General features: G+C 44.0%; 16 protein-coding genes. 9 read left to right on the forward strand and 7 right to left on the reverse strand.

Annotation, left to right across the window (positions count from 1 at the left end; all coding sequences use genetic code 11):
* Positions 1–13: 13 nt before the first annotated feature.
* From AAJP47_RS05715 to AAJP47_RS05740, 6 genes are all read left to right on the forward strand, one after another.
* Positions 14–877 (forward strand): PilX N-terminal domain-containing pilus assembly protein, encoded by an 864-nt coding sequence (locus tag AAJP47_RS05715; protein WP_346716934.1) that lies wholly within the window; start codon positions 14–16, stop codon positions 875–877.
* A 43-nt stretch (positions 878–920) separates the two neighbouring features.
* Complete coding sequence (locus tag AAJP47_RS05720; protein WP_346716935.1) at positions 921–5090, forward strand: pilus assembly protein; 4170 nt, start codon at positions 921–923, stop codon at positions 5088–5090.
* A gap of 18 nt (positions 5091–5108) precedes the next feature.
* The gene (locus tag AAJP47_RS05725) at positions 5109–5651 is read left to right on the forward strand and encodes a type IV pilin protein (RefSeq protein WP_346716936.1); all 543 of its coding nucleotides are present in this window, start codon (positions 5109–5111) and stop codon (positions 5649–5651) included.
* Positions 5651–6085, forward strand: coding sequence for a type IV pilin protein (locus tag AAJP47_RS05730; RefSeq protein WP_346716937.1), 435 nt, complete (start codon positions 5651–5653; stop codon positions 6083–6085). The genes AAJP47_RS05725 and AAJP47_RS05730 overlap by 1 nt, the downstream gene beginning before the upstream one ends.
* A 309-nt stretch (positions 6086–6394) precedes the next feature.
* Positions 6395–6850, forward strand: coding sequence for a pilin (locus tag AAJP47_RS05735; protein WP_346716938.1), 456 nt, complete (start codon positions 6395–6397; stop codon positions 6848–6850).
* 214 nt (positions 6851–7064) lie between these two features.
* Positions 7065–7574 carry a pilin gene (locus AAJP47_RS05740; protein ID WP_346716939.1) on the forward strand — a complete coding sequence of 170 codons (510 nt, stop codon included), beginning with the start codon at positions 7065–7067 and terminating at the stop codon, positions 7572–7574.
* A 100-nt stretch (positions 7575–7674) separates the two neighbouring features.
* Here the strand turns inward: AAJP47_RS05740 and fdxA are convergent, their stop codons facing one another.
* Both fdxA and mutS read right to left on the reverse strand, forming a co-directional pair.
* Positions 7675–7998 carry a ferredoxin FdxA gene (gene fdxA / locus AAJP47_RS05745; protein ID WP_055123496.1) on the reverse strand — a complete coding sequence of 108 codons (324 nt, stop codon included), beginning with the start codon at positions 7996–7998 and terminating at the stop codon, positions 7675–7677.
* A 125-nt stretch (positions 7999–8123) separates the two neighbouring features.
* Positions 8124–11303 carry a DNA mismatch repair protein MutS gene (gene mutS / locus AAJP47_RS05750; RefSeq protein ID WP_346716940.1) on the reverse strand — a complete coding sequence of 1060 codons (3180 nt, stop codon included), beginning with the start codon at positions 11301–11303 and terminating at the stop codon, positions 8124–8126.
* 527 nt (positions 11304–11830) lie between these two features.
* Here mutS and secA point away from each other — a divergent pair.
* Together secA and AAJP47_RS05760 are read left to right on the forward strand one after the other, a co-directional pair.
* Positions 11831–14608, forward strand: a complete 2778-nt coding sequence (gene secA, locus AAJP47_RS05755) for a preprotein translocase subunit SecA (RefSeq protein ID WP_346716941.1) — start codon at positions 11831–11833, stop codon at positions 14606–14608.
* Positions 14609–14810: 202 nt separating this feature from the next.
* Positions 14811–15356, forward strand: coding sequence for a hypothetical protein (locus AAJP47_RS05760; protein WP_346716942.1), 546 nt, complete (start codon positions 14811–14813; stop codon positions 15354–15356).
* Between the two features lie 141 nt (positions 15357–15497).
* On the opposite strand, the gene AAJP47_RS05765 is transcribed toward AAJP47_RS05760, so the two are convergent.
* The 5 genes from AAJP47_RS05765 to AAJP47_RS05785 form a co-directional block, all read right to left on the reverse strand.
* Positions 15498–16091 carry a YsnF/AvaK domain-containing protein gene (locus AAJP47_RS05765; protein WP_346716943.1) on the reverse strand — a complete coding sequence of 198 codons (594 nt, stop codon included), beginning with the start codon at positions 16089–16091 and terminating at the stop codon, positions 15498–15500.
* Between the two features lie 284 nt (positions 16092–16375).
* Positions 16376–17224 (reverse strand): DUF2382 domain-containing protein, encoded by an 849-nt coding sequence (locus AAJP47_RS05770; protein WP_346716944.1) that lies wholly within the window; start codon positions 17222–17224, stop codon positions 16376–16378.
* Positions 17225–17661: 437 nt separating this feature from the next.
* On the reverse strand, positions 17662–18843 hold the full coding sequence (locus tag AAJP47_RS05775) for a thiolase family protein (RefSeq protein WP_346716945.1): 1182 nt from the start codon (positions 18841–18843) through the stop codon (positions 17662–17664).
* 148 nt (positions 18844–18991) lie between these two features.
* Complete coding sequence (locus AAJP47_RS05780; protein WP_346716946.1) at positions 18992–20347, reverse strand: homoserine dehydrogenase; 1356 nt, start codon at positions 20345–20347, stop codon at positions 18992–18994.
* Between the two features lie 207 nt (positions 20348–20554).
* On the reverse strand, positions 20555–21436 hold the full coding sequence (locus AAJP47_RS05785) for a DsbC family protein (RefSeq protein WP_346716947.1): 882 nt from the start codon (positions 21434–21436) through the stop codon (positions 20555–20557).
* A gap of 387 nt (positions 21437–21823) precedes the next feature.
* Between AAJP47_RS05785 and AAJP47_RS05790 the strand changes: the two genes are divergently transcribed.
* Entirely contained in the window at positions 21824–22753 is a 930-nt protein-coding gene (locus AAJP47_RS05790) for a DUF808 domain-containing protein (protein WP_346716948.1), read from the forward strand.
* The last annotated feature ends 96 nt before the right edge of the window (positions 22754–22849 follow it).

Consider the following 22849-nt stretch of genomic DNA (forward strand, 5'->3'; position numbering starts at 1 on the left):
AGGGAAACTAAAAATGGTTCACCAACGATATCTATCAACCCAAGCAAAAAAAAATGTCAGTATCAATCAGACATATGGGAGCACAGAGCAAGGTGCCACTCTGATAGTGGTGCTATTATTTTTAGTGTTGATCATGCTAGCAGGGGTAATCGCGGTAAGACAAAGTAACACGGATCTAAAGATTGCCACTAGTGATCAGATCAATACTGTCCTATTACAATCGGCTGATAGTGCCAACCAAAAGTTAGAAATGATGATTAATGGAAATCCAACATCTCCAGAATATAAAGATGCCACCAGCGCATCAGGTGTGTTCGGTCATTTTCTACTAGATGAGAAACACGCGACCAACGAGTTTATTTACTGCTTTAACCCGCGTACCCAAACGTACGTGAAAGCAAATGCAACCATAAAAGATGTTTCTGGCGGCTATATTGAGAGCTTAAATAATGGTATTTGCGATTATACCAATGCAAATGATTATACCAGTGCCAGACAGACGGTAATGACACAAATGAGCGTTACTACCACGCCACCTGAGCCTAATGCAGAAAGGTTTGGACATATGGTTATTGGCAAAGAGATCGAGGATAGAACCAGTAAGAAGTATAAGTTTGATGTTCGAGCAACCTCTGTTTTACCTGCCTATAGTGAACCTAAAGTAGGTAGTACCAAATGCTTGGATCAAACTAGCATAAAGTCGAATGTGACAACAGGAAATAAGTCATTAAGCGATTGTCTCTTAGAGGCGAGTACACCTAGCAAAATGCTATATGAGCAAGCAGAGGTTGAAAACGTTTCTTCTTCTACTATTTGCATTCCTTTTGGTAGAGGCGCGTTGAGTTCACAGTGTTTGCTATTAGCAGCAAACCCTTAATAAGCTTACCGATTTATAGTTATCCCATATAAGGACCGAGGTCATGAAACGATTTGACAAACTACTATCAGCTACCGATACGATGGTTTTACCGTTTAGATATCTAGTGGTTGTCGTGGCGTCAGCGATGGCGATACCTATGGCGCAAGCAGATGTGACTGGTAAAAAAATCGGTGATCTAGAGATTTATAAAGCCGCTGAAGGGGGTAAGACCACCATTACTATGATGTTGGATACGTCTGGTAGTATGTCTGCCATTGCTGTGGGGTCTGATGCTTGTGACTTACCTTCAGGTATATCTTCTAGTGCTGTCAGAAGTGAGACTTCTTCGACTACGCCTTCTTATTCTAGAAGTTACTGCGAAACAGCGGGTAATAGAAGATATTTTTTTAGAAAAGCTTCAGGTTTTTTCAGTACAACATGGTACCGTTGCGGGCCAGCCGATGGGTCGGGTAGCACAGATACTAATGCTTGTAGTACTGTTATCAACCAGCCATCAGTCGGTGGTTACGAAACCGAAGGCGGAGGGTTTCTTAGTTCTACATACTATTATAGAAACATTGCAGGCGATAGATATTATGATCGCTTGACTCGTCTTAAAGATGCTATTTTTGCACTGATGGATAACCCCCAACTAGATGCCAATAAAGTGGCTATTGGTATTGGTCAATATTCAACGCAAAGCAATAGTAATAATGCATATACAGGTGCTGATGGTACTAGTGGTAAGATAATGGTGCCTGCTAAGTTAGTTGATCAGACACAGCGTAATGATATCAAACGAGCAGTGGCTACATTAACAGGCGAAAACGGTACACCGACTGCCAATGCTTATGCAGAAGTCGGTGCTTATATGTTAGGAAAAAATACATCGACTTCTATTACTCGCCCAAGAGAATTATATGTAAGCGTAGGAGGAAACTCCTATCGTGTGTGTAACGCTTGGAATGAGACTACCGATATATCTAGATGTAGTAGTCTCACTAATAATACAATAACTCTTTCTTCAAATGGCTATACGACTAGAAGATGTAGCTTATATACTGGTAACAACTGCCTAATAAGAGATTTGAGTCAAAGTGCCGCAGATTGGGGATTTAGTGGCTTTGTTAATTCTACGACAACTACAAAAACATCTGCGAACTACGTAAGTCCTCTTTCGTCACCTTCTAGCTGTGATGGACGCGGAATATATTTCTTGACGGATGGTGAGCCAAACAGTTCGCCTAACGCTTTACAATTGATGCAATCTGCGCTTAATTTATCAAGTTTTAGTGTGCCAGCGGCCACATTGCCGAATGGTAGTCAGGATAGCAATGGTATGCCGGAAGTGGGTGCTTTTGCCAAGGCTTTACGTGATCCAACAAAAAATCCACTGGGTACCGATAGAGAGATTTATACCGCAGTGGTTGGTTTTGGCTCAGTATTTGATGTCGATAAAGCTGTAGATGCTAATAAACCTGTAGCGGATCGTGTCATTCGTAATTTACCTTACACCAATCCAAAAACGGGTATTACGACCAATCGTGAGTTTTATAATTGCGCAAACATTACTAATATTGATGCAAGAAATGCTTGTAATTGGGGAGAAAAAGCACATCCATCGTTGTCTGGTGTTGGTGGCTTTGGGGAAGGTGGATTTTACTCAGCCCAGTCTACAGATGATATTGTCAATAGTATCGTGAGCTTCGTGAGTGATTTGAATCAAACGTTACCGTCTACCCCTTCAGGTACGATTGTCATTCCAGATGACCCATACCGCGCTGATAGTCAGCTTGCTGTCGCTTATTACCCAACCTTACAGCCCAAAGTCGCTGATAATGCAGTGATTTGGGAAGGTAACATGAAAAAATATAATCTCAATCAAGGTACGCTTTTTGGTAGAAACAATACAAGACTTTTTAGAAACGTAGCAGGTGAGTTAAATCCAGCTGCTCAAGACCTTTGGTCAGATCAAAACTACCCAGGAGCCAATGATAAGGTGGAGTCGGGTGGCTTTTATTCGCAACTCAATACACCTGCTACTGGCGTTGCCTCAGTTAGGGTTTTGTATGTAGAAGATTGGAGAAGTAGCACGGATAGATCTCCTGTTTTGAGAAGAGTAAGCGTCAGCGGTGCTGGTAAAGTACTAGTCGATAATGTCGCGTTAACTGATACTTCTTTTAATGATACGGCTACGTATACTCAAGCGACATTAAGAAAGCTATTAAATTTCTTAGGGTTTGTAAACTTGCCAGCAACAAGTGTCAAAGATATAACGCTTACCAACGCTAACGTGACTCAACCTATTAAGGTAGTTGGTGCTACCATACATTCTACTCCTGCTTCAGTATCTTACTCAGCGACCTTAGATGAGGAGGGCCGCGTCACGGCAGCGCGTGATGATTACGTGTTATTTGGTTCGACAGAAGGCGGTCTGCATTTGGTCAACGCTTCTGATGCGGGTACTAATAATGGCGGTAGAGAACGGTTTGTTATTATACCTAGAGAGATGCTCCGAGATGCTAGTAAGTCGGAGGCTCTTATTAAAGGCGCAACCAAAGCCGATATAGGATCACCAAATTTTGGTATTGATGCCCCTTGGTTGGTTAGTGCTGACTATCGATATGATTTTGCCAATAGACGAGTAAATATCGATACATCAGGTAATAGAGGTCTTTACGCTTATGGCGGTCTACGTATGGGCGGTGAGGCTTTTTACGGTTTGGATCTTACTAATAGTAATAACATTAACAATACCCCTAATATGATGTTTACCATTACGCCAGCGACTACTGGGTTTGCGCGTATGGGACAAATTTGGTCAAAGCCAACTAAAGCTAGAATAAAAACCAGTGCGTCTGATACTGGGACCGATGTATTGGTATTCGGTGGTGGCTATGACATGTGTTACGAAAACGAAGGATTCCAAGTGGGGATAACAGATACGGCACTAGGTGCTTGTTCTAACGTATCTTCCACTAGGGGCAATGCGGTTTATATCATCAACGCCAGAACAGGTGCGTTGCTCTGGTCAGCCTCTAGTAGTAGTGGTGCCTCAAGGACTGTCTCTACAATGACCAATAGTATCGTCGCGGGTGTGACGACATTAGATCGTGATAATGATGGCTTTATGGATCACATCTATTTTGCAGATTTGGGCGGTCAGGTGTTCCGTGCAGACTTTACCAATGCCGGCTTTGTAAGGCCGTCAACAACAGCAACGCCGTCACCACCTGATACTTCTTTTACTAATACTAGAGTGACTCGTGTTCTCCAAGGTGCCTATACTGGCGCTGATACCAAGTACAATCATCGTTTTTATGAGCGCCCTGTGGTGAGTTTTTATCGCAATCCAGTAAGAAACACTTTGTTTGCGATGGTCAATGTGATTTCAGGGGATCGTAGCTCACCTTTATCAAAGATACGCGATCTTAGCAGAGCCGATAGACTCTATGGCATTATGGACAGCGATGTAACTAAGCCTGACAACGTGTTTTACGCTGATAATTTTACTGATTCAACCAATACTAATGGTCAAAAAATAGTGAATTTAACAGCGAACAATACAGCAAGTAGCAATCTGGTGGAATTGCCATCTACTATTGGCACTTTGACACAGACGGGGTATACAAGAGCTCAAAAAAATACTGTTATCGATACGATGAAAGCAGGTAGCAAACAGGGATGGTATTATCCTCTCACACGATTTGACGGCTATGGTAATGTCAGATACACCAAAGGCGTTGGTAAATCTGTCGTGATTGACAGTTTCTTATATACCACTGTTTACAATCCAGATATGAACTATGGGGCGGTTGATTCTTGTTCTGCCAAAATCACTGGTGGCTCAGAGCGACAACTGTACTGTCTACCTTACGGCATCTGTTTGGATGACGCGTCTATTGGTACAGGGGAGTCCAAGAATGGTACGGCCGGATTTGTTAGAGCAGGTAAAGGTATCCAAGAGCTTACGCTTGGACCAGCCAGTTCTAGCCTGTCTAATCTACGTATGCTTATTGGTACACGGCCCGTGACAGAATTGAGTAATGATCGAGTGTACTTTGGCACGGATGGTGATAAAGGCATTTATGATCCTAGCAGACAAGATTCGAAAGGTTTGGCACAAAATCTGGGAGCCGCTGATCAAATCCTTGGTAATGGTTCTGCCCCTACTCTGGTACACAATGATCGTTTTATCCTACAGCCAAAAACGTGGTACGAAGCAGACTGATGGAATAGCGATATGAAGATGAAAATATTGAAACAACAGTCAGGCTTTACGCTCATCGAGCTGATGGTGGTCGTGATGATAGTGGCAATCTTAGCAGCCATCGCGGTGCCATCTTATCGTCAGTTTGTGGTACGCAATGCTGAGTCACAAGCGCAAGCGAGGATGCAGCAGTTAGAGATAGAACTCAATCGCTGGCGGGCTAGTGCACTGACTTATAAAGGCTTTAGACCAAAAAAACTGGCTGCTGATGGCACGCCTACTTATACATATGATGCTACTGATAATAAAACCATCTACGTTCCAAAAGGCAGTGATAGTACCAATTTTAGTTATCAGATTACCTTAGTAGACGGCAATACAGGCAATACTTTGGCTCCGGCGAATACAGGCTATTCTACAGCAGGTAATTCGTGGCGCATATTGGCAGTACCGAATGCTTCCCTAGAAGGGTCAAACGCCTCTATATTAATGACCAGCAGTACCGGTGTACAGTGCAAGACTAAAAACAGAACGGTCACTATTGCTTCTATTAATTGTGGTAATACAGGAGAGAACTGGTAATGTCAGTATCCGTTAAACCAACTAAACAGCAAGGTTTTACTCTTATTGAGGTAATGATCGTTGTCGTTATCATCGGTGTACTAGCCGCTATTGCTCTTCCAAGCTATCAGCGATATGTCATCAAGACCAAGCGCACGGATATGATGAGTGAGATGCAGAATATTGCCAGCCAAATTGAAAGTCGAAAATTGGCACAAGGTAGCTACAGTAATATCAGCGCAAAAGTAAAAACCGATTTTGCAAAAGCGTATCCTGCGCAAGGACAAGCACTCTATGACATCTCTATCACTGATCCGTTGGTGACAAAATGGACAATTACTGCCACCCCAAGACCGAGTGCGCAAATGAAAAGCGATGGCAAGTTGACGCTAAATCATCAGGGTATTAAGTGTCGCGCTAACGTTTGCGGTAGTGGTGATGAATGGATGGACTGACAAAAAGGATTATGGTAGGTATAGCTGACAAAAAACGTCAGAGTATATAGACAGCAAACCATAAAATGTATGTCTATTGACAATTTTAAGTAACTAAAGCGTAAACTAGGTAAGTGATTGTAATTAAAAAATAGATAATTAGCCCGTTTATAAGCAAATTACTGGATTTTACTCAATTTTTTTATGAAAAATAGCCCGTAGTAATAATGTGGCACACTAACTGCAACAGTTATAGTAAGAGAAACATCATATTTATAACTGGCAGCTAGACAATGTTTCTACTGTCACATTATCCCAAAGGACATGTCTATGAACGCTCAAAAAGGTTTTACCTTAATCGAACTAATGATCGTTGTCGCTATTATCGGTATTCTAGCTGCGATCGCTATTCCTCAATATCAGAACTACATCGCTAAGTCACAAGTTAGCCGTGCGATGGGTGAGACCTCATCTATTAAAACATCAGTTGAAACTTGTTTAAATGAAGGTAAGGCTGCAGAAGGTACTTGTCCACTAGGTATTACAGCTTCAGATATTCAAACTACTGAAGTAAATGAAGGCGGACAAGATGAGAATGGAATGAATGGAGCAGCTTTAACAGAAACTACTTCAATTGTAGCAACATTCGATAATAATGCAGCGCAAACTTTACAAACTGCAAACTCTACAGTAACTTGGACTCGTGTAAATGATGGTTCATGGGGTTGTGTATTTGATGGTGATGCTAAATACGCTCCAAGTGGTTGCCCAGTAGCAGGTGAGTAAATAATATTTTTATTTAAAATATTATTAGTAAAGATTTATATTTAAAAGCCAAGCAAATTGCTTGGCTTTTTTTATATTATTTTCTGTATTAAAAATAAATTTCTAGCTTCTCCTATAACTTAAAGATTAAATGCAAAGTCTATTACCATGTATATAAGAGTAGTGGCATAGCATATGCAATAGTAGGTTACTACTCACAAAATTGTTTACGACTATGACATCAACTGTAAAGCCTTCAAGTAGTCCTATTAACTCTCGGTCTGGCTTTACTTTAATCGAGATAATTATTGTTGTCGCTATCGCTGGTATTCTTGCTGCGATTGCGATTCCCCAATACCAAATTTACATGGGTAAAACGCAAGCCACCAGATTAGTCAATGAGTTGGGACAACTACGGCTAACGGTAGAAGAGTGCATACAAACGGGTAGGACTGACATTGGGCTACGTACGGATGAGTGCGATCCACGAGCATCAGCTTCTAACCTTGTAGTGGGCGGCTCACAAGTAGGCGTTGTATTACCTAATAACATGGGTGTGGCACAGATGAGTAATCCTTTGACTCTGACAACTAATATTACTGCAACCGTATCTTCGCAAGTAAACCCAAAATTAGTAGGTAAAAAGATAGAATGGCTACGCACCAGCACTGGATCTTGGAGTTGCAGTAGTAATATAGAGAATGTTTATTTGCCACAGTCGTGTACTCATAACGCTAGCCTATAGGCTTATCCGCAGTTAATAAAAAACCACCCAACCGCATATCGCCGTTAGGTGGTTTTTTATTGTCTCAATATAGATCTATTGAGTTGTTTTAAAATAATTACTACTTCTCTAAATACTGAATCTTGCCTTCCACACCATCCCACTTTTCAGCTTCTGGCAGTTGCCCTTTCATCTCTGTGATGTTGGGCCATTTTTGTGCAAGCTCTTCATTGAGCTGCGTGAACATCTCTTGCCCTTTTGGCACTTCATCTTCTGAGAAGATGGCATTGGCCGGACACTCAGGCTCACATAGGGCGCAGTCGATGCACTCATCAGGATCGATGACGAGGAAGTTTGGACCTTCATAAAAGCAGTCCACAGGACAGACTTCTACACAGTCGGTGTATTTGCAAAGAATGCAGTTATCTGTAACGACAAAGGTCATAGTGATGTCTACCTGTTATTAATTTGGCTTTTGGCTAGGGCGTGTCGAATGTTCAATACGCCCTAATAGAATAGATTGAAAATAAAGCGTATTTTAGCGCCTTTACTACTATTTGACAATTCCCTTTAGTGACTAATGATTTTTTTGAGATGATACAGTAAGTCATGGGCTTGTTTGGGTGTTAGACTGTCAGGATCTATGGCACTAAGCTCATCTTGTAAGCTAAATAACTGATTTTGCTGTGGAATGTCAATCACTACTTGATCTTGCTCAATAGATACTGCATTTACTTTGTTTGCTTCATCATGATGAGGCTGTCCGCTTTTATCCGTTACTGACTTAACTAAGTCATTTTTGTCATCAATGGCTTTGGTGTGATTCGCCTTTAGCGCGTCGCTATTTAAGTGATCGACTAAATAACGCTTGGCATCATTGAGTACCTGCGCGGGGATACCTGCCATTTTGGCAACGTGTAATCCAAAGCTGGAGCTGGCAGCGCCTTCTCTAATTTGATGCAACAGCAGCAGTTGACCATCGACTTCGCTGGCTGCCACATGCACATTACGAATATTGGCATGCTGGTTTTTATGACTCTGTGCCAATTGTGTCAGCTCAAAGTAGTGGGTGGCAAATAACGTCAGGCAGCCAATCTCTACCAGTCTGTTGACACAAGCATGAGCGATGGCCAGACCGTCAGTGGTGGCGGTGCCGCGCCCGACTTCATCCATTAGTACCAGCGACTTGTCGGTTGCTTGGTTTAAAATATTGGCCGTTTCTATCATCTCAACCATAAAGGTGGATTTACCGCCAGCCAAGTCATCGGCTGAACCAATACGCGTAAAGATACGGTCGATATCGCCGATATAGGCCTCTGCTGCGGGCACAAAGCTGCCGCAATGTGCGAGTAAGACAATCAGCGCCGTTTGACGCATGTAGGTCGATTTCCCACCCATATTCGGCCCCGTAATCATGAGCAGTCGCTCAGGCTGGTCTTTTTCATCAGAACGGTTAGTATCATGGGTATAGCCGAGCACACAGTCATTGGCAACGAAATGGTTGGCGGATTGAATCGTGGCATTTTTATGGTCGGTATTCGCAGGATTTAATGCGGCTTCGACAACGACATGGCGACCTTGTTTGATACAAATACTGGTTTGGTTGTCATGGTGATCTGACTGCGGGTTTAAGCGCGCATTGTCTGAATGAGTGCTCATGACGGGACGCTGCCAGTGATAATCGACGGCAAGCTGTGCCCAATTGCTGAGCACATCTATTTGTGCCACAGCCGCGCTGAGCTGTTGCAATTCCGCTAAGTGCCCGCTGAGCGTGGTCAATAGCGTTTGATAAAGTTGCTTTTCACGTGTTAATGCTAGCGTTTGTGCGCTTAGATATTCAGTCTCAACGTCTTTTAGTTCATCAGTGATAAAGCGCTCGCTACTTTTGAGCGTTTGCCGACGGATAAAGTGAGCAGGGGCGTTTTTTGCTTGCATCTTTGGCAATTCAAAATAAAAGCCACTCACTTTATTAAAACCAACTTTGAGGCTGGGCAACTGACTGTCTTGTCGCGCACGCTCGACCATCTCATCTAGCGTCACTTGAATATTGTCATGCAGATGCGTTAAGCGATCGAACTCTTCATCGAAACCTGCTGCTATCATGCCACCATCACGAATATGGGCAGGTGGCTCTATGACAATAGCGCGCTCAATCAAGTCAGCGACAGATTGTACGGCGGGTAGTTGAGCAGGCAGTTGCTGCATGAGCGTTGATAATAAACCCGTCTCATCACTACTGATGCTAGAATTTGTCAGTAGAGTGGTGAGATGGTCGCTACTGGCAATAGCATCAGCCAGCTTTCGCAAGTCGCGAGGCTTGGCGCTCATCAAACCAATACGACTGCTGATACGCTCGATATCACCAATGGCATTGAGCGTCTCGCGCAAATTCATCACGAGTGCGTGATCTGTCTGTTTTTGTTTAATCAGCTTTTGATTAGGCTGCTTAATATGGTCAGGTTGAGTATCTATAGTGAGCAGTTTGGCTATCGCGTCCAAGCGCAAATTGATGCGGGTATGCTGCCTGAGTGGACGCTTCATTTGCTGCACAAGTAAGCGTCGTCCCATTGGGGTTTGACAGTGATTGAGCACTGATATCAATGACGTACCATTGCTACTAACAGGCGCAAACAACTCAAGGTTTTGTTGACTATTGGCATCGATGATTAAGTAATCATCACTGTGCTCGACGATCAATTGATTCACTTGGGGCACATGACGCTGCTGAGTTTGCTGCGCGTAATGAATAAGCGCGGCACAGCTGGTTTGGCTGAGCGAGTCATTACCAATACCGAGCCCATCGAGGCGCTGTACATCAAATTGCTGACACAATGTGGCGGTGGCATGCTCACGATGAAAGTCGTTGGCCGCCACTTCTATGATGGGGCAGTCAAGATGTTGGCGTACCCACAGCATCCAGTCTTCGCCAATTTTGTCAAAAAGGGTTTCACTGATGATACATTCACTCGGGGCAAAACGTGCCAACACCGTCAGCATTTGGGTTTGCAGCGATTCATTGTCTCCATGTTGCGCACTTAGTGTTTGTGTTGTGAGCGTGCCCGCGGCCAAATCCAGTTGACTGATCGCCGCTTGCAAAGGTTGCTTGCTGCTTGTTTTTGACGTTGGGATGACAATATCGATGGCGACCACAGTAGGCGTGTGATTGGGTGCGATCAAGGCATCATCCGTGATCGTCCCTGCGGTCAACGTTTTGACCACTTCACGGCGCATGATCGTACCAGCACCCGATTTGCTTTTGTCTTTTTTCTGCTTATTGCCTATATTGGGAAGGGATGAGTCAGTGTCATCGTTACTATTACTCGTTGCTTCATCGATTTGTTCACAGACCACCACGGTTTGCCCAGCCGCAATCAAGCGCGCCATATAGCTGTCTGCTGCATGAAAAGGCACACCCGCCATCGCAATGGTATTACCTGCTTTGTCCGTACCGCGGCGGGTTAAGGTAATGTCCAATATTTGGGCAGCGCGCTTGGCATCATCGAAGAACAACTCATAAAAGTCACCCATCCGGTAGAGCAGCAAGGCTTGCGGATAGTTGGCTTTCATGGTCAAGTATTGCACCATCATTGGTGTGTGATCTGCTAAGTGGTACACGGCATCGCCTATCACCAATCGATCAGATTGGGATAGATCAGAAACAGATTTTTTTGATAAGGCGTATTCTGATGGCGCAGGTTTTGAGACTTTTTTTGAGACAGTAGGGTTTGGAGCAAATGGCTTAGCGGTCATGCAGGATCTCTTATGATATTTAGATGGGTTTTTTATAGGTATCGTTAGGGCAGTAGAAAAAAAGCTCAACGTGACTGGTATACATTTTACGAAGGCTATTTACGAAAGCTATGTCTGCGAAGGCTATGTCTGCGAAGGCACAGCAAGCAAGGAAAATTTATACCAGTCAGGGCTTAGTAAACGCTTACAAGGTGTCGTTTGAGCACATCTCAGTTGAGTACTAACAAGTAGACTTGAGTAAAGAGGCATCACAGTACGCAAATCAAACAATAGAAAAAACGAGTAAATTTAATAAGGTAACGACTATTTTAACACGTCTTGCTGGTTTTTTACGTCGGCAAATATCTGGCCACTGCTCTTGTATCCATCAGCGCCATAACCATATATAATGACGTCACACTTAATTGGGCGATACTTCATTAGGCGTTACTTTATTAGATAGTACTTAGTCGGATGATGACAAGGCGACAAGCTGAGCGTTGGCTAATGCGCACTAATTATCGAATATTTCCATAGGTCAAAAAATTATGTTATCAAAGATTATCGGCGGTGTCGTTGGCACCAAAAACGACCGCGAACTCAAGCGTATGCGCAAGGTGGTCAGCAAGATCAACGCACAAGAGGCTGCGATACAAGCCCTATCTGATGAGCAATTACAGCAAAAAACGGCAGAGTTTAAGGCACGTCACCAAGATGGCGAAAGCTTAGATTCTCTATTGCCAGAAGCATTTGCTGTCTGCCGTGAAGCGTCTTTGCGTGTCAATGGTATGCGCCATTATGACGTGCAGCTGATCGGTGGTATCACCTTGCACGAAGGCAAAATCGCTGAGATGAAGACGGGTGAAGGTAAAACCCTGATGGGTACTTTGGCCATGTACTTAAATGCCATCAGCGGTAAAGGCGTGCATTTGGTGACGGTCAACGACTATTTGGCGGCGCGTGATGCTGAGTTGAACCGTCCTTTATTTGGGTTTTTGGGCATGACCGTTGGGGTCATTTACTCTCAGCAGCCGCCGCAAGAAAAGATCGACGCTTATCAAGCTGATATTACTTATGGTACCAATAACGAATACGGTTTTGACTACCTGCGCGATAACATGGTCTTTAGCCTAGCTGAAAAAAAGCAGCGCTCACTAAACTTCTGTATCATCGATGAGATTGACTCTATCTTAATCGATGAAGCCCGTACGCCGCTGATTATTTCAGGTCAAGCCGAAGATTCGTCACGCATGTATGCGCTGATCAATAACATCATTCCTTTGCTCATACGTTCAAAAGACGAAGAAGCCAACAAGAATAACGAAGAAGAAGATTTTTGGATCGATGAAAAGAACCGCCAGATCGAAATCAGTGAAAAAGGTTATGAAAAAATCGAGCGCTTCTTAATCGAAGTGGGCGAACTTGGTGAAAACGAAAGCTTATACAGCCCAAGCCGTCTGCCGCTATTGGCACACGTACAAGCGGCCATTCGTGCCCATCATGTGTTTGTCAAAAACGTTCACTACATCGTTGATGATGGTGAAGTGGTCATCGTTGATGAAAACACGGGCCGTACCATGCCCGGTCGTCGCTGGTCAGAAGGCTTACATCAAGCGGTCGAAGCCAAAGAAAACGTGGAGATTCAGGCCGAAAACCAAACGCTTGCGACCACCACATTCCAGAATTACTTCCGTCTTTATGACAAATTGTCTGGTATGACGGGTACCGCTGACACCGAAGCGGCAGAATTTAAATCAACGTACGACTTAGATGTCATCGTGATTCCAACGCATGAGCCGATTGCTCGTATCGATATGGATGACCAGATTTTCTTAACGAAGTTGGGCAAATATAAAGGCATCATTCGCGAGATTAAAGAAATCCAAGCCAAAGGCGCACCAGTCTTGGTCGGTACAGCGACGATTGAAGCCAGTGAAGAGTTGTCATACTTGCTCGATCAAGAAGGCGTCAAACATAACGTCCTAAATGCCAAGCAGCATGAGCGTGAAGCTGAAATCATCGCGCAAGCGGGTAGCCCAAAATCAGTTACGATCGCGACCAACATGGCAGGCCGTGGTACCGATATCATCCTTGGTGGTAACTGGCAATCATTTATTGAAGATCCAGAGTCCGTCAGTAAAGAAGAGATGCAGCGTCTCAAAGCGCAATGGCAAGTAAAACATGACCAAGTGGTTGCGGCTGGTGGCTTGCATATCATCGGTTCTGAGCGTCACGAATCACGCCGTATTGACAATCAGCTCCGTGGTCGTGCCGGTCGTCAGGGTGACTCTGGTATGTCGCGTTTCTTCTTATCGCTTGAAGATGATTTGATGCGTATTTTCGCAGGCGACCGCGTGGTCAACATGATGCGGGCGATGGGTCTTAAAGAAGACGAAGCCATTGAACATAAAATGGTTTCCAAATCCATTGAGAACGCGCAAGGTAAAGTTGAGAGCCGCGATTTCGATGCCCGTAAAAACCTCCTAAAATACGATGACGTGGCCAATGAGCAGCGTAAAGTGATCTATGGTCAGCGTGATGATCTACTGGCAGAGATGGATTTGCTCGAAGCCATTAACATGATGCACCGTGACGTTTATAACGCCATGATCAGCCAGTTTATACCGCCAGGGTCTGTCGATGACCAATGGAACGTTGATGGCTTGGAAGATGAGCTTGAAGATGAGTTCAAAATCTCAATGCCGATTAACGATTGGTTGGATGAAGATCGCCGCTTGGATGAAGAAGGACTGCGTGAAAAAATCATTCAAACCGCTCTTGATCGTTATCATGATCGCCGTGATCAAATGGGCGAAAAAGATGCCGCCCAGCTTGAGCGTCACTTTATGCTACAAAGCCTAGATAAGCATTGGAAAGAGCATTTGACGCAGATGGATCAGCTACGTAAAGGTATTCATTTGCGCGGCTATGCACAGAAAAACCCTGAGCAGGAATATAAGCGCGAATCGTTTGAGTTGTTCCAAATGATGCTTGGTGCTATTAAGTCTGAGACGGTACAAGATTTATCACGTGTCCATATTCCGACCAAAGAAGAGCTAGAAGCCTTGGAAGCTCAGCAACGTGAGAATGCCGCGCACATGCAGATGCAGTTCGAGCACGATGACGTTGATAACTTAGACAATAAGCCAGCCGCGCAGCCTCAACCACAAAACCGTACGCTAGGTGGCGGTGTTGCGGCCGCCGGTGCCATAGCCGCTGGCAGCAGTAATGAGCCAAACCCTTATGCGGGTATGAATATCAGTCGTAATGCGCCTTGTCCTTGTGGTTCGGGACTGAAGTATAAGCAATGCCATGGGAAAATCTAAATATTGCTAAGCAAAAATGGTTAAGCTATGATAAAAAGCCCTTATCTAAAACAGATAGGGGCTTTTTTTGTAGGCGTATGAGGAAGGCACAGCTAGGTTTTTAAAACGCGGGCTGGTTTTGTAGCGATTACTTACAAATTCAACATAGGCGTGCATTTGTGGACACGCTATAGTAATTAACATATTTATTTGGGAGAGTGTTATGAGATTAGAATTATTAAAAAAGCGGCGTACTCCGATTGCTTTGACAGGCTTGCTGGCCTGTGCTCTGACTATGAGTGCTTGTCAGCAGCAGCAAGAGACGGAACCAAGTCTTGAGGACAGTATTAGTGAGGAGCAATCCGTACCTATGTCTGCTGAGCCTGCAGAACCTAATGACGTCTTGGTTGATACGCAAGACCCCTCCCTTAACGAAGTCGAAGGCGATACGGTTGCCTCTGTTAATACTGCTGTGAATCAAATTACTTATTCATGCTCGCCTGAATTGCAAGTGGAAGCGACTTACAAAGATGAAGACAATCAAGTGGTTATCGGCACACCGCAAGGCACAGTCACGTTGATGAAGACCAATGATGCCACCAATCCTGAAGTATTCGAAGTTGATAATGCGCTAGAAGGCGGCACAGGTTTTGTACAATGGCGTGTGGCTCATCAAGATCGTGAAACTGGTGTGATGCGTACCGCTGGCGCAGATGCTGAAAACGTCAGTACTTATGAATGTAAAAAGACGGAAGAGGGCGCAGTATAAGGGAAACCTTAAATCGTTCTGTATAGAGTACAATTCTGTGCAATGTCTAAAAAAGTCCGATATAAAAAAAGCAACGTAAGCGTTGCTTTTTTTAGCACTTTCAAAAGAGAAGACGCTTATCTATGACTTATAATCAAAGCACTATTTATCGTAAGTAGTGCCATTGCCGTGGTCTAAAAAGCCTTCTTCTGTCACATCAAGCTCTTCGTGCTTAAGCGCGACTTGAATGCTATCAGTATGGGTATGAACGGTTTTGCTGATATTGACTTCTTGGACAGCATAAGTCTCTTTAGTAACGGTGGCTACTTGACGCGATAACACAATATCAATAGGCTCATCGCCAATTTCAATCTGCTTATCATTGATCGTAATGACGGCTTTGCTGTCTAATGACGGCTCGACATGACGGAGTACTTCTTTTTCATCATAATTGCCTGAGAGTAAGTCTTGACTTTCAGCATCACGAAACTCAGTGCGGACGGTGATATATTCTTCTACTAATTCAATCGGTACTTCGATGGTTTTGGTACGTGTGTGCTTAGTCACGGTGACTTTACCCACGTCTAAGCGCTCTTTATTGATCACAGGACGCTCTTCTAGTAGCTCCAAATAACCACCTTGTCCTGTCTTATCTGTTGCCTTTCTTTGATTGTTTAATAAGCGTTCTTCTGCTGATAAGTTTTGGGAATTGTCTATATCATTCGCTGATAAAGGATTGTTATTGTCGATAGTCATCGTGATTTCCTTATTATTATTTGATTGTCATACTTTTAAAAGACGGTATCGTTGTCTTTAGAATTTATCTATCGCTAAAACGTTATGGTTCTTAAAATTTAAGTACTAGCATCATAATATCGATAAATATTAAAGGATAAACCATAAAAAAGACCAGAGAAAGGCTCTGGTCTTAATCACTAAATCAAAAGATTCAGTTGCTCACTATGGTCACAGTTCATTGTTTTTCTAATTAACTGAGTCTGTGTAGATTTTCTCTACAGCAGATGTGACATATGTGCTGATTACATACCACGAGCGCGGCGTACATCTTCAGCAGTAATACCATCACGGTCTACGATGTTGCCTTCACGGTCAACGACATTACCATCGTTATCGATATCTAGCTCTTCACGCTGGATAGTTTCGACGATTGTTTCAGTATGACGTTCGGTGGTTTTACCTACATTGACTTCTTCAGCCACATAAGTGTCTTTACCAACGCGAGCACGTTCTGCTTCTAGTTGTACTTCAACGGTCTCGTTAACGTCCATGTCACCGATACGGCGATCTGTTGGACGATCAACATTGGTACGTTGAATGTTTGCATGCTCTTCTTCTAGCTCTACATCGACATTACGCTCTTCAGTAACAACGTGCTTACCGACTTTTACAAGACCTGCTACGATACGGTCTTTATTGACGGTCAGACGCTCTTCTAATAGCTCTAACGTGTTTGGCGCGTCATAAGCATGGTCTGCCACTTCCATACGATCTTCTACTGGAATAGTGTCTGCTGTAAATGCTTGACGATCTTTTTCGTACTGCTCTTTGTAGCTGTACTGATAGTCGTGGTCATAGACTTCCATGGCTTCTACTTGATCTTTAGTCAAGCTGTCAAAGAATACGTCATCGCCTACGATACGAGCCAGACCTGCTGGTACAAGCACTTCTTTTGAGCTGAACCAACCGCCTGCATCAACGATTAAGTAACGAATGCGACCAGTGGTATCTTCTACCAAAGCGCCTTCGATTTTACCGATTTTTTCTTCGTTAACACCGTAAGCAGTTTTGTTTGTTGGATCATAATAGTCATCACCGATAAGATCACGGTGAGTGGCTTGGATGTCTTTTAATCGAATTAGTTGGCTCATTATTGTCTTCCTTTTTATGAGTGAGTAAGTAATAGTTATTGTTTGAGTATAAAAATATTTATAATTTAAGTTTGCGATTAAACAAATGCTATAACAGCAGTTATTTAAAAAGTGGTTTATAACTTTCTACAAACTTAAGGTCTAGCCGTTACCTCAACTTGTGATTATCGTAACACCGAGATTTTAGATGAGATATATGAGCAAGGTAGCAAAGTGTGGGCTTGGAGTAATTGCGTGTAATAGGCTGTAAGTGGCATAACATAGCAGGGGGTATAAGTTAACGCGATTTTACATCATGAAATGTTTTGAGTTATTTAAAAGCGAGAAGGCACAAAAAAACCGCAGCATGAATAATTCTGCGGTTTTTAGAACAAGCATTAAAAATGTCTTAAAAGGTATATTGGATTAAATCTATAACCTTTTAGCAGTAGTTAGATTTATGGTAATTCAATAGCAACGGCAACGGCTTCACCGCCACCAATACATAGAGTAGCGACCCCTTTTTTGCCACCAGTACGCTTTAAGGAGTTGATAAGTGTGACAAGGATACGAGCTCCTGAGCAGCCAACTGGGTGACCAAGGGCACATGCGCCGCCTTCAACGTTGACTTTACTGTGCTCAATGTTGAGCTCATCCATCGCTGCCATAGTGACCATGGCAAAGGCTTCATTGATTTCCCATAGATCAACTTCTTCTACTGACCAGTCAGCACCCGCCAAGACTTTTTCAATCGCGCCAATGGGGGCAACGGTAAACTCGCTTGGATGACGAGAGTTTGATGCAGTAGCAACGATGCGCGCTAAGTAATCAAGACCTTCTGATTTTGCTTGTGACTCTTTCATGACCACAACGGCCGCCGCACCATCAGAGATGGAGCTGGCATTTGCCGCAGTAATGGTACCGTCTTTAGCAAAAGCGGGACGCAAAGTCGGGATGCGTTCAGCATTGGCAAGGGCGGGTTGCTCATCAGTATCTACCGTTTGCTCGCCTTTACGGGTGGTAAAGGTGACAGGCTCGATCTCGTCTTTGAAATGGTCATCTTTGATCGCAGTTAGCGCACGATTCAGCGATTCGATAGCAAACTCATCCATCTGCTCACGCGTGTAGCCTTTTTCATCCGCCATTTCTTGAGCAAACTTGCCCATTAGCTTACCAGTTTCAGCATCTTCTAACCCATCTAGGAACATGTGGTCTTTGACTTCTTGATGTCCCATACGGTAACCGCCACGCGAACCTGGCATGATGTAAGGGGCATTGGTCATCGACTCCATACCACCTGCAACCGCCACATTAAAGCTACCGGCTTTGATACCATCATGCGCTTGCATGACGGCTTTTAGGCCTGAGCCACAGAGCTTATTGATGGTGACCGCACCCGTGGCATCAGGCAGACCTGCTTTGCGCATTGCTTGACGGGCAGGGCCTTGACCCAAACCTGCGGTCAAGATACAGCCCATGATTACTTCGTCAATATTGTCAACGCTAACGCCTGAACGCTCAACAGCCGCTTTAATAGCTGCCGCGCCAAGATCGGTTGCGCTCATGTCTTTTAAAGCGCCTTGAAAGCCACCCATCGGGGTACGTGCGCCGTTTAAAATTACAATTGAATCATTTGTCATCGTTATTATTCCTTATTTACGTATTTTAAATGAAAGTACATCACATAGAGTGAAGATAAGGGTTGGTTCACTATCAATCTTTATTGGCAAGCATTTGCCTAGCTTACAAAAAAACGAATTGCTAAAACTGGTTTATTAAAGTGGTGCTTTAAGCCAGCTCATCTAAGCGAATGCGTACTACTTTATCAGTAATGGTATCCAATTTTTCGATTTTTTCAATGGCCAGATTCATCTGACTTTCGATCACAGGCAGCGTTAGGATAATCACGGGCACTTGACCTACTTTATGGGCAGGTTTTTGTAAAATGGCATCGATATTAATACCAGCATCGCTCAGGATACGAGTAATATCTGCCAATACGCCTGGACTATCATAAGCATGGACGCGCAGATAATAACCAGTCGTCATCTGCTCAGCACGCAGAATCGGGGTGTCTGATAACTGTTCAGGTATAAACGCCAAATGCGGCACATGGTGACCGTGGTTTTTTTGATCACTGTTGCTTTGATCGTCTTGATCTTTGCTGCCTAGCACACGAACCAAGTCCATGACATCAGCCATTACCGCAGAAGCGGTGGCACCAGCGCCAGCACCATCACCGCAGTAAAGCGTCTGTCCAAGCGGATGCGAGTTGACCAGTACGGCGTTTTTTACGCCATTGACGTTAGCCAGCAAAGCATCTTGCGGGATTAGGGTTGGGTGGACTCGTAGCTCAATACCTGCAGCAGCATGCTCTTGTCCTACACGACGTACTGCAAAGCCCAAGTGCTTGATACGGTAGCCAAGCTCTTCAGCATAGTTCACGTCTTGCAAGGTAATGCCAGTGATACCTTCGCAGTAAACTTTGTCAAACTGTAGAGGGATACCAAAAGCAATAGAGGCCAGCAATGCCAATTTATGCGCGGCATCAATTCCCTCAACATCAAACGTTGGATCTGCTTCTGCATAACCCAGCTCTTGCGCCTCAGTCAGCACATCGGCAAACGGTCGACCCTTATCACGCATTTCAGTCATGATAAAGTTACCCGTACCATTAATGATACCCGCTAACCAGTCGATCTTATTGGCAGCCAATGCTTCACGCATGACTTTAATAATAGGAATACCGCCTGCCACCGCCGCTTCATAAGCGACATGGACTTGGTTGGCCTCAGCAAACGCAAAAATCTCATTGCCATGCTCAGCCAATAGCGCTTTATTGGCAGTGACCACATGCTTGCCGTGTTTGATAGCATGTATGATGACGTCTTTTGCGAGGGTAGTACCGCCAATCACTTCAATAATAATATCAACGTTGTCACTTTCAGCAACCGCCATTAAGTCACTGTTTTGAATAATATTGGAGTCAATATCATCGCGCTGACGACGTGTACCCACTTCGGTAATGATAATATCACGTCCACTACGGCGTTTTAGCTCACCTAAGTTGTCATTGATTAGATTGACCACGCCCGTTCCGACGGTGCCTAGACCAAGTATCGCTAGTTTGATGGAGTTGCTCACAGTATCCTCAAAAGGTTGAATAAAAAATCGTTGAATGAAAAGACCAAAATAAAAGTGTGCCGCTGATTTTGCTTAGCGCTTTATCGTATCATATCGACAAGCAGTTGTGACGTCTACACTGGCAGTTGTAATGTCCAATTGTGATGTCTGCATTTATGCCGCCCTCACGATTGAACAGTAAACTCTATCCAATCATGATGGCAGGTATTAATTGGCGCCTGCTGCTTGTGCCAGTTCTGCAGCAGGAAGGTAGCCACCTATTTGCTGTCCTGCTTCGGTAAAGACGGCAGGTGTACCGCGTACGCCCAATCTTGCGCCTAATGCCATGTGTTCTTGTACTGGATTGGCACAGCTAGGCGCTTGAATGTTGGCACCCATTTTTGCTTGATCCATTGCCGCCCGGCGATCCTGACTGCACCAAATGGCTTCCATCTTGGGCACTGATTCTTGACTACGTGGCCAAGCGAGGTAACGTACTTCAATACCACGCGCATTGATATCCGCCATCTCTTCATGCAATTTACGGCAGTAACCACAATCGGCATCGGTAAAGGCATAAATAACAGATTTGGTTTCGCCTTTTGCTGGATAGATGATCATCTCTTTTTTATCCACAGCACTGAGGGCTTCTTTTGCGGTATTAGCCACCAATGAGGCACTGATATCCACTGGCGCACCATCACCCACGGCAATGATTTGGCCTTGAATGATATGCTTGCCAGACTTATCGGTAAAAAATGATGGCAACCCTTCAGCGGTGACCCAGTACATACCGTCCATCTCAGTGGGCACTGCTGACACGATGGTCTCTTCGATACCTGAAGCTTTTAGGTTTGCTTGTAGCGCTTCTACCACGGCTGGGTCACTATCCGCTGCTACAGTCGCCGCACTGACTTTTTTAGCAGAACTCACCTGACTAACATTGGTCTCTGCGCCACCGACCACACTGGTATTGCTCGTAGCGTCTGCCGCGTTGTTGGAACAACCAGCGGCAATAATCACCAATAAGGCACCCATCATACAACGAGATAGGGCGCTTCGAGAAAAACGGTGACGAGCTGGGGTATTTTTGCTGAGTGAAGAGGGCATAACGGTTTCCTATAGACAGCACGTCTAATCATGAATTCGCGCTAAAAAAGCGCTATTAATTTTTGTACTTGGTAAGGCGTATCGTTGATACGTTAAAAACTGTGAAAGCGTTTTTATAACTTATTGATAATAAAAGGTAGAGTGTCATAGCCTCTATATTACCATATTTGTGATAAATAACAGCCAGCGGCACATCGGTGAACAACATAAATAAAAGCAATTATGGTCAAAATGCCGACAGACGGTCATTTAAACGTAAGATACATTTGTACTATGTAATGTTGCTGCTCGTCTAGGTAGGCTACAGCTAAGACAGTGTTTTGATAAGATTTCTTATCACAGACACTTACAACGTATTTAATCAAAATTTTGCCTTAAGGAGCCCATATGGCAGGTGCCAGTTTATTAACCTTACTTGATGATATCAGTGTGATCTTAGATGATGTTTCAGTCATGACCAAAGTCGCTGCCAAAAAAACCGCAGGGGTACTGGGCGATGATTTGGCGCTGAATGCTGAGCAAGTTTCTGGTGTCAAGGCCAATCGTGAGCTGGCGGTGGTTTGGGCGGTGGCTAAAGGCTCATTCTTTAATAAACTTATTTTAGTTCCAGCAGCACTATTGATTAGTGCCATTTATCCGCCTTTAATCACCTTTTTATTGATGTGTGGTGGTTTGTACTTGGTTTATGAAGGGGCAGAAAAGGTCATCCATCGATTCTGGCCGCACATCTTGCCACACGATGAAGAGCAAAATGCGCGTCGAGAAGCCAATGCCGATGAAAAGGTCGATCTGGTTGCTTTTGAAAAGCAGAAAATTAACGGTGCCATACGAACGGATTTTATCCTGTCCGCGGAAATTATTGTGATTGTCCTTGGATCAACAGCCACTGCTACTTTGCTGGAGCGCAGCTTGGTGCTAAGTATTTTGGCCATCGGTATCACTGTGGGTATTTATGGTTTGGTTGCCGGTATCGTCAAGATAGATGATGCGGGTTTACATCTGATGGAACAAGACGGCAAGTTTTTACAAAAGCTGGGGAAGCTTATGTTTGCAGCAGCACCCAAATTGATGAAAATTCTGTCTGTCGTTGGTACGTTGGCGATGTTCTTGGTCGGTGGTGGTATCTTGGTTCATGGTGTTGACTTTTTGCACCATGGCGTAGAAGACATTGCTCATTTGACTGGTATTTTTGAAAGCATCACGACCACCCTGCTAAATGGTGCTATCGGTTTCATCATTGGTGCGGCAATCGTTGCTATTATGACCATCATTAGTAAACTTCGGAATAAAGACGGTGACGCTTCATCTGCGCATTAATAGCCTATCTTTTATATATTAAGCTGACCATAGAAAAACTGACAGTAGTCCAATAAAAAAGGCCCCAACATTGTGTTCAATGTTGGGGCCTTTCGG

The organism is Psychrobacter halotolerans (assembly GCF_039680845.1).
Classification (GTDB): Bacteria; Pseudomonadota; Gammaproteobacteria; order Pseudomonadales; family Moraxellaceae; genus Psychrobacter.

Excerpts from the sequence above, each read along its gene's own strand:
- AAJP47_RS05715 (WP_346716934.1), top strand. The coding sequence starts at position 14 with ATGGTTCACCAACGATATCTATCAACCCAAGCAAAAAAAAATGTCAGT.
- AAJP47_RS05720 (WP_346716935.1), top strand. The coding sequence starts at position 921 with ATGAAACGATTTGACAAACTACTATCAGCTACCGATACGATGGTTTTA.
- AAJP47_RS05725 (WP_346716936.1), top strand. The coding sequence starts at position 5,109 with ATGAAAATATTGAAACAACAGTCAGGCTTTACGCTCATCGAGCTGATG.
- AAJP47_RS05730 (WP_346716937.1), top strand. The coding sequence starts at position 5,651 with ATGTCAGTATCCGTTAAACCAACTAAACAGCAAGGTTTTACTCTTATT.
- AAJP47_RS05735 (WP_346716938.1), top strand. The coding sequence starts at position 6,395 with ATGAACGCTCAAAAAGGTTTTACCTTAATCGAACTAATGATCGTTGTC.
- AAJP47_RS05740 (WP_346716939.1), top strand. The coding sequence starts at position 7,065 with ATGACATCAACTGTAAAGCCTTCAAGTAGTCCTATTAACTCTCGGTCT.
- fdxA (WP_055123496.1), bottom strand. The coding sequence starts at position 7,998 with ATGACCTTTGTCGTTACAGATAACTGCATTCTTTGCAAATACACCGAC.
- mutS (WP_346716940.1), bottom strand. The coding sequence starts at position 11,303 with ATGACCGCTAAGCCATTTGCTCCAAACCCTACTGTCTCAAAAAAAGTC.
- secA (WP_346716941.1), top strand. The coding sequence starts at position 11,831 with ATGTTATCAAAGATTATCGGCGGTGTCGTTGGCACCAAAAACGACCGC.
- AAJP47_RS05760 (WP_346716942.1), top strand. The coding sequence starts at position 14,811 with ATGAGATTAGAATTATTAAAAAAGCGGCGTACTCCGATTGCTTTGACA.
- AAJP47_RS05765 (WP_346716943.1), bottom strand. The coding sequence starts at position 16,091 with ATGACTATCGACAATAACAATCCTTTATCAGCGAATGATATAGACAAT.
- AAJP47_RS05770 (WP_346716944.1), bottom strand. The coding sequence starts at position 17,224 with ATGAGCCAACTAATTCGATTAAAAGACATCCAAGCCACTCACCGTGAT.
- AAJP47_RS05775 (WP_346716945.1), bottom strand. The coding sequence starts at position 18,843 with ATGACAAATGATTCAATTGTAATTTTAAACGGCGCACGTACCCCGATG.
- AAJP47_RS05785 (WP_346716947.1), bottom strand. The coding sequence starts at position 21,436 with ATGCCCTCTTCACTCAGCAAAAATACCCCAGCTCGTCACCGTTTTTCT.
- AAJP47_RS05790 (WP_346716948.1), top strand. The coding sequence starts at position 21,824 with ATGGCAGGTGCCAGTTTATTAACCTTACTTGATGATATCAGTGTGATC.